Source organism: Sphingomonas parva (ex Maeng et al. 2020), from assembly GCF_004564275.1.
Lineage (GTDB): Bacteria > Pseudomonadota > Alphaproteobacteria > Sphingomonadales > Sphingomonadaceae > Allosphingosinicella > Allosphingosinicella parva.
Window position 1 is genome coordinate 74,078 of record NZ_SPDV01000029.1, and the last position, 6,983, is coordinate 81,060.

At 72.0% G+C, this 6,983-nt stretch carries 8 protein-coding genes and 1 pseudogene; 6 read left to right on the forward strand and 3 right to left on the reverse strand.

Annotated features, from left to right (window positions below; all coding sequences use genetic code 11):
• Positions 1 to 12 precede the first annotated feature (12 nt).
• The gene (locus E2493_RS14560) at positions 13 to 1,692 is read right to left on the reverse strand and encodes a M28 family metallopeptidase (protein ID WP_135088044.1); all 1,680 of its coding nucleotides are present in this window, start codon (positions 1,690 to 1,692) and stop codon (positions 13 to 15) included.
• A gap of 114 nt (positions 1,693 to 1,806) precedes the next feature.
• On the opposite strand from E2493_RS14560, the gene E2493_RS14565 reads away from it, so the two are divergent.
• The 6 genes from E2493_RS14565 to E2493_RS14590 all read left to right on the forward strand — a co-directional run bounded on the left by E2493_RS14565 (position 1,807) and on the right by E2493_RS14590 (position 5,851).
• A complete protein-coding gene (locus tag E2493_RS14565) occupies positions 1,807 to 2,628 on the forward strand; it encodes a DUF1289 domain-containing protein (RefSeq protein ID WP_135088046.1) in 822 nt (273 codons plus the stop codon).
• A 75-nt stretch (positions 2,629 to 2,703) separates the two neighbouring features.
• Positions 2,704 to 2,976: a hypothetical protein gene (locus E2493_RS14570; RefSeq protein ID WP_135088048.1), complete on the forward strand. Its 273-nt coding sequence runs from the start codon at positions 2,704 to 2,706 to the stop codon at positions 2,974 to 2,976.
• A gap of 302 nt (positions 2,977 to 3,278) precedes the next feature.
• Positions 3,279 to 3,809 (forward strand): OmpA family protein, encoded by a 531-nt coding sequence (locus E2493_RS14575; RefSeq protein ID WP_135088050.1) that lies wholly within the window; start codon positions 3,279 to 3,281, stop codon positions 3,807 to 3,809.
• Positions 3,810 to 3,875: 66 nt separating this feature from the next.
• Positions 3,876 to 4,253 (forward strand): Rap1a/Tai family immunity protein, encoded by a 378-nt coding sequence (locus E2493_RS14580; RefSeq protein WP_135088052.1) that lies wholly within the window; start codon positions 3,876 to 3,878, stop codon positions 4,251 to 4,253.
• Between the two features lie 99 nt (positions 4,254 to 4,352).
• Positions 4,353 to 5,288: a hypothetical protein gene (locus tag E2493_RS14585; protein ID WP_135088054.1), complete on the forward strand. Its 936-nt coding sequence runs from the start codon at positions 4,353 to 4,355 to the stop codon at positions 5,286 to 5,288.
• Between the two features lie 23 nt (positions 5,289 to 5,311).
• On the forward strand, positions 5,312 to 5,851 hold the full coding sequence (locus tag E2493_RS14590; protein WP_135088056.1) for an HXXEE domain-containing protein: 540 nt from the start codon (positions 5,312 to 5,314) through the stop codon (positions 5,849 to 5,851).
• Positions 5,852 to 5,952: 101 nt separating this feature from the next.
• Here E2493_RS14590 and E2493_RS14595 read toward each other — a convergent pair whose 3' ends face one another.
• Both E2493_RS14595 and E2493_RS21310 read right to left on the reverse strand, forming a co-directional pair.
• Entirely contained in the window at positions 5,953 to 6,171 is a 219-nt protein-coding gene (locus E2493_RS14595; protein ID WP_135088058.1) for a hypothetical protein, read from the reverse strand.
• Positions 6,172 to 6,374: 203 nt separating this feature from the next.
• Positions 6,375 to 6,983 (reverse strand): annotated as a pseudogene (locus E2493_RS21310) (hypothetical protein); the annotation flags it as partial.

A 6,983-nucleotide genomic window follows, 5' to 3' on the forward strand; every position in this document is an offset into this window, starting at 1 on the left:
CAGCCTCATGGATCAGCGGCGCGCGGCCGCGCTCTTCGCGCGCAGCGGCGCAAATTCGGAGCCCTGCTTCCATTCCGGCCAGGCGCGGCTGAAGGCGAGATCGCGGCCGAGCGTGTAGAACAGGGCGACGTCCTGGGCGGCGCCGCGCAGGTCCCAGTCGGGCGACCAGGCGTCGCAACTCTGGTGGTAGCAATGGGCGGTGAACTCGCTGACCCAGCGGTCCCCCGCCTCGCGTCCCCCCTCGACCAGATCGACGCCGCCGCCGAGCGCCATGATCAGCAGCACCGGCACGCCGCGCTTGGCGAAGGCGAAATGGTCGGCGCGGTAGAACAGGCCCCGCTCGGGCCGGGCATCGGGGGTGAGGGTGCGGCCCTGGAGCCGGGCGGCGGCGGCGAGCCGCGTCTCGAGATCGCTCTGTCCCGCGCCGATCAGCACGACGTCGCGGGCCGGACCGTTCGGCTGGAGCGTATCGAGGGTCAGGTTGGCGACCGTCGTCTCGAACGGGAAGGTGGGATGGGCCGCGTAATGCTCGGCGCCGAGCAGCCCCCTCTCCTCGGCCGTCCAGGCGGCGAAGACCAGGGTGCGTTCCGGCGGCGGCCCCGCCTTGAAGGCGCGGGCGAGCTCGAGCACGCCGGCGATGCCGAGCGCGTCGTCGAGCGCGCCGGGGCGAACCGTTCGGCCCTGCGCGTCCGGCGCGCCGATGCCGTAGGCGTCCCAATGGCCGGCGAACCAGATTGTCTCCTGCGGCCGCTTGCTGCCGCTGATCCTGGCGAGGACATTGTGGCTCTCGACCCGGCGGGCCTCGACGTCGAACCGCGCATCGAGCCTGGCGCCGAGGTCGATCGGCCGGAAGGCGGCGGTCCGCGCCTCGCGCTTCACCGTCTCGAAATCGAGGCCGGCGCGGCGGAACAGGTCCTCGGCCGCCGGCCGCTGCAGCCATCCCTGGAGCAGGACCGGCTGCTGTGCGCCCGGGGACAGCATTATGTTGTAATTCTCGCCGCCGGGCGCCTCGACCGTGCTCCAGCCGTAGCCGGCGCCCTCGGTCTCGTGGACGACGAGGGCGGCGATCGCGCCGCGCCGCGCCGCTTCCTCGAACTTGTACGACCAGCGGCCGTAATAGGTCATCGCCTTCCCGCCGAAGCGGCCTGCCACCGGATCGCCGGGCGCCGCCTCGAAATCGGGATCGTTGACCAGGAACAAGGCGACCTTGCCTGCGAGGTCGACGCCCTTGAAATCGTCCCACTGCCGCTCCGGCGCGGAGACGCCGTAGCCGACGAAGACGATCGGCGCACCGGCGATGCGCGCCGCATCCGTCTCCCGCACCGTGCTGAGATAGATGTCGCCCGGAACGGCGAGCGGGATGCGCGCATTGCCCTTGGCGATCGACACCGCCCCGCCCGGCTTCAGCCGCGTGCGGACCAGGGGGACGCGCTGCGCATAGCTGCCATCGTCTCCGGCCGGTTCGAGGCCGAGCTGGCGGAACTGCTCGGACAGATAGGCGATGGTCTTCGCCTCCCCGTCCGTGCCCGGCCCCCGACCCTCGAATTCGTCGGAGGCGAGCGTGCGGGTGACGATCGACATCCGCGCCGGGTCGATCGGGCCCGAGGCGAAGGCTGCGTCCGTTCCGGCGGAGCGGTTCGAGGCGCAGCCGGCGAGCGCGAGGAGCGGCAGAAGGAAAGCGGCGAGCTTCATCGGAATCTCCGGGAGGGTCGCGCGTCAAACCCGCCGCGACGGCCATCGTTTCACGCGGAGGTGGCGGGAAAGGCGCCGCTTCCGCCGCGGTCGTACGCACGCTAGGCCGGCCGGATGGAAGATCCCCTTTCCCCCTGCACCGGACTCTGCCGGCTCGACGGCCGCACCGGCTGGTGCCTCGGCTGCGGCCGTAGCGGCGACGAGATCGGGCGCTGGCCGGGCGCGAGCGGGGACGAAAAGCGGGAAATCCTCGCCGCTCTGCCGACCCGGCGCGCCGCGCTGCAGGCGGGCGCCCGCGCCGAAGCCGCGGTCGATCCGGCGCTGGTCGAGGCCTGGCTGCGGGGACGCTCGGCGGCGCGGCGCCTGCCGCAGCCGGTGGCCGACCAGGGCGGCCTGCGGGTCGAGACCGGCTCGGTCGACGAGCTGCGCCGCTATGTCTTCGCCGCGCCGGCGGAGGGCCTGCGGCGGCTCGGCGCGGCGATCGACTCGCCGGGTATTGCGCTCAAGCTCTGCGGGACGGCCGAGGCGCTCGCCGCGTGCCTGCCACCGCGCTGGCGGGTACGGACCACGGGAGAGATGATGATCCGCTCCGGCCCGGCGCATCCGCAGCGGGCGCTGCCGCCGGGCTTTACGCTGGCGCTCGACCGCGAGCCCGGCCGCAGCGCGGCGCGCATCCTCGCGCCCGACGGGCGAACCGCCGCGAGCGGCTATGCCGCGGCCTGGGACGGCGTGTTCGTCTACGATCGCATCGCCACCGCCGAAGGCTTTCGGCGCATCGGCCTCGGCACCGCGCTGATGGCGGCGCTCGGGTCGACCCGGCCGGACCCGAAAGCGACCGAGATCCTGGTCGCGACCGACGAGGGGCGCGCGCTCTACGAGACTCTCGGCTGGCGCGCGGTCTCGCCTTACGCCACGGCGCTGATCCCGCCAACATGACGGCGCCCTCCACAGAGGAGTCGTTAACCATCGACTGCTAGCTTCCGAGTCGTGAGGGCGAGGGAGACGAGCGGCGTGCACGGGGGCAATGCGGCGGACCAGGCGGTGACCTCGGCGATGCTCATGCTCGCCGGCGCCGCGACCGGCGGCACCATCACCGCCGCGGCGGAGACGCAGCTCCAGAATGCGATCGATCTCGTCCGCCGCAGCGGAGCGCCCGCCGAGCTGCTGCCGCGGCTGGAGCAGATGGCGGTCGACCTGCGCACCGCGGTCAACGCCAAGATCTACGGCCGCACCAACCTGCTCGATTCCCGCCTCGCACGCATTCGGCGCGCGCTCGCGTCCTGACGATGCTCGCCGCCTGCGACATTCGAGACGAATTTCCAGGCCCGACGAAATCCCGCTGTAACCCAGGCGGCGCCATAGAGCAGCATCGCAATCGCCAGACCGGACAAGGACAGATGGAAGACATTGTCGATCCCCAGGGACGCTTCCGCTCGCTGATCGTCACCGTCATGACCCTGGGCTGCCTCGTCAGCATGGCGAGCGCCACCCTCCTCACCTTCGTCACCCCGGCCTGACCACCAGGGATTGATCGCGACGCAAATGCGATCCATCACGGCAGCCGCCATGAGGAGGGGTGCCGGACGATGAGCCCAGTCGCGACTGCCGATCCTGCCCGGCGCAGCCGCCGCGGCGCGACGCGAACCTTCTCTCTCGCGATCGCCATCGCCTCGCTCGGCTGGAGCTTTCCCGGTGCCGCCTGCCAGTCGCTTCCCAGCATCTATTTCGGCCTGGACTCGCTCGCGGTCGACGCCGCCGGCCAGGCGCAATTGTCCGAGTTCGCCGCCGAGGCGCAGTCGCAGCTCGACGTGCTCGAGGCCGTCGAGCTGGTCGGCCATTCGGAGCGGCTCGGAACGGCCGAAGCCCGCGCCAGGATCGGCCTCGCGCGCGCCGAGGCGGTACGCGACCTTCTGCTCGCTCTGGGCATGCCGGAGCGCCTGCTGCGGACCCGCAGCGCCGCCGACACGGCCCCGCAGGTCGAGACGGACGACAATGTTCGCGAGCCGCGCAACCGCCGGGTCGACCTGCGCCTCACCTACACGCCCGAGGCCCTCGCCGCGCAGCGCGCCGAGCGTGACGCCGCCATCGCGGCGGGAAGGCCGGTGCCGCTCTGCTGACGTCGGAGCATCAGGACCAGGGCTGGGCCGGCCGGCCAGTCTCTGAAGTACGAGGGGGGAACAGCAATGATCGGACGAATGCTTGCCTGGCTGACCGCCGCGGCGCTGGCGCTGGCGCCGGGCCTCGCCGACGCGCAGGCGGTGCTGCCGCGCTACGAAGACGGGATCGTCGCCTCCAACGCCTTCTGGTTCCTGGAGGAGTGCAGGAGCAACGAGCCGCTGAGGCTGGCGCGCTGCGACGGCTTCATTCAGGGGGTCGCCGCAACCCTGCGCGCCCAACGCTGGCCGCGCTCGCTGGGCAAGCCGAACTGCCAGCTGGAGTTCGACTCGGCGCGCCTGCGTGAGGCCGTCCTCACCCATATGAAGAGCGCACGCAGCCCGGCGCCGGGCGGGATCGTCGATGCGCTCAACACGGCCTTTCCCTGCGAGCTGCCGCCGCGCTGAAACGGCTCGGCTGCGGGTCTGGCGACGCGCTGGATTCCCGCTGACTCGGCGACCGAACTGAAGTACAAACAAGGAGTTGCACGAAAGAGGGAGGCGAGGATGCTGAACGTCGCTTTGGCCCTTCTGCTCGGCGGGCAAGCCGCCGCCGCCACGCCGCCGCAGGACGAGATCGTCGTCACCGGCCAACGCCCCGACCGCAGGACCGCGCAAGCCTTCGTCGCCAGCATCTCGCGCCCCGTCGGCGGCCAGCTGCCGGTGTTCACCCGCCCGGTCTGCCCCGAGATCATCGGCCTGGCCGCCGACCAGGCCGAGCGGATCGCCGCGCGGGTGCGCAGGCTCGCCGATCACGTCGGCCTCGATGTCGAGACGGCGGGCTGCCGGCCGAACCTCCACATCGTCGTTGTCTCCGACGGCCAGCAATTCGTCTCCGAGCTCAACCGGACGCATGCCGATTATTTCACCGGCATCGAGGGCGCCGAGATGAAGGCGCTGCTCAAGAGCGAGGCGCCGGCGCGGGGCTGGAGCAACACCCAGCTGCAGAACGAGGACGGGCTGGTCTATGCCGACGTCCAGTCCGGCGGCAGCAGCTTCGATCCGCGGATGCGGATCCGCACCCGCGGCGAGCGCGGGATGCTGAGCCCGGTCACCAACGGCGACGGCAGGGTCATGCGGGTGATGTCGGCCTCGATCACCAAGCTGCCGACCCGCCAGTCGACCGTCCATTCGTTCGTCGTGCTCGACCAGGCGGCCCTGATCGGCAAGAGCCTGGTCCAGATCGCCGATTATGCCGCGATGCGCACGCTCGCCGCGGCGCGCCCGCCCGCTGAAGGCACGCCGGTCGACACGATCCTCACCCTGTTCGACGACCCGCAGGCGCCGCTCAGCGTCACCGTCTCGGACGTCGCCTATCTGAAGGCGCTCTACGGCGGCCTGCCGACGGCGAGCTATTTCCAGCAGCTCAGCCGCCTCTCAAAAGCGGTGATGGAGAGCACGCCCGCCGCGGCCGAAGCGGCGACCGGAACCGCCAGGCCCTGACCGCGCCAACCGCCGGCCCCGCCATGACCGCCCGAGCCGGTCCGGCGCCGCGGCCCGGACCCGCGGTCCTTTGGCTGCTGCCCGCCGCCTTCCTGATTCACGACGGCGAGGAGCTGCTCGTCTGGAAGCGCTGGATGGCGGCGCATGGCGCGGCGCTTCCCGAAATCGTGCGGCGCCTGTTCGGAGAGAGCGGCGGGGTCGCGGCGATCCCGATCGCGGGGATCGCGGCGGCGATGGGTGCCCTGTTCGTCCTGTTCGCGGCGGTCGCTGCGGCGGCGGCGACGGGCCGGCGCGGCGGCGTCCAGGCCTATGCGGTGCTGCTCGGCGGCTTCTTCGTCCACGGCTTCGGCCACGCCGCCCAGGCGCTGCTGCTCGGCGGCTACACCCCCGGGGTCGCGACGGCGGTGCTGGTCGTGATCCCCGCCTCGCTGTTCCTCTACGCCCGGCTGTTCGCCGCAGGCGCCCTGCCGCGGCGCAGCGCGGTCCTGCTCGGCGCGGCGGGCGCGCTGCTGGTGCTGCCCGCCATCCTGCTCGCGCTGTCGCTCGGCCGGCTCGCCGGGTGACGCGCGATCGACGGAGAGAAGCCGCGGCCGCCCCCAAAGACGCCGCGGCTCTTTAATCCACAGTCTCGGACTGCCGCCGGATCCGGCCGCAGCCGAGCGCGTCAGCGCGGACCCTTGGGACCCGAATTCCAGCCGGTCAGCTGCGGGTTGTGATCACCCGAATTGCCCGGGGGCGGGCCGGACTCCGGACCATTGCCGTAGCCGTTGTTGTTCTTCTGCTTCTTGCCGTCGTCGCAATCGCAGGAGCAGGGCGGCGGCGGGGTGTAGCAGCCGCCGGCGCCGCTGACGTGACGGACTTCCAGATCGGTGAGAGTGCGCATGTTCGTCTCCCGTGGGTTCGCGCAACATTTGCGCGTGCCGAGACCAAGCCTGCAGCGGCGATCAGAATCAATCGGGCATTTTTGCGCGTCCCGCGCCGAGACAAAGATAGTCATTTACTTGCGCAGTTCGGCGCGGTGCTGCGCGAATGCGTGAAGGCCTTCCTGCCGAGGCAGAAAGGCCTTCACTGGCGTCTTTGCGGGCCTCAGCCGTCGCGGGCCATGTCCTTGGCGGCCTGGCGCATCTCGCGGGCGCCGTCCCGCATGTCCTCGGCGCCTTCCTCGAGATCGTCGGCGGCTTCGATCAGCTCCTCATGGGTGACGTGCTCGCCGCGCGCCGCTGCCTTGGCGATCTGCCGCTCGCGATAGTCGCGGTTGCGCAGCTTGCCGGCCTCGCGCCGCATGGTGTCGGCGCCTTTGTCCATATCGTCGGCGCCCTTCATCATGTCGACGGCGCCGGCGCGCATCGCCTCCCGCGCGGCGCGCTTCGCCTCGCGGGCGATCCGCTCGCCATCGATCTTGGCGAATTCGGCGTGGCGCAGCGCCTTGGCGACCTCGGCCTCGACCTCGGCGGCGATCGCATCACCATCGACCACTGGTTCAGGAGCGCGTGCGAGGGCGATCGCGACCCGCGGCGGGGCCGGCGGCACGGGCACGGCCGCATCGGCCGGCGGCGGCGGAAGGGCGGCACCGGGGGCGGGCGGAACCGGTGCGGCTGCGGGGTGGGCGGGGCTCGCCGGCGCGACCCGGGCGATCGACACCAGGGCGGTGGTCGGCGCCGCGGGCGCGTCGGGCGCGTCCGGAGCCTCCGGCGC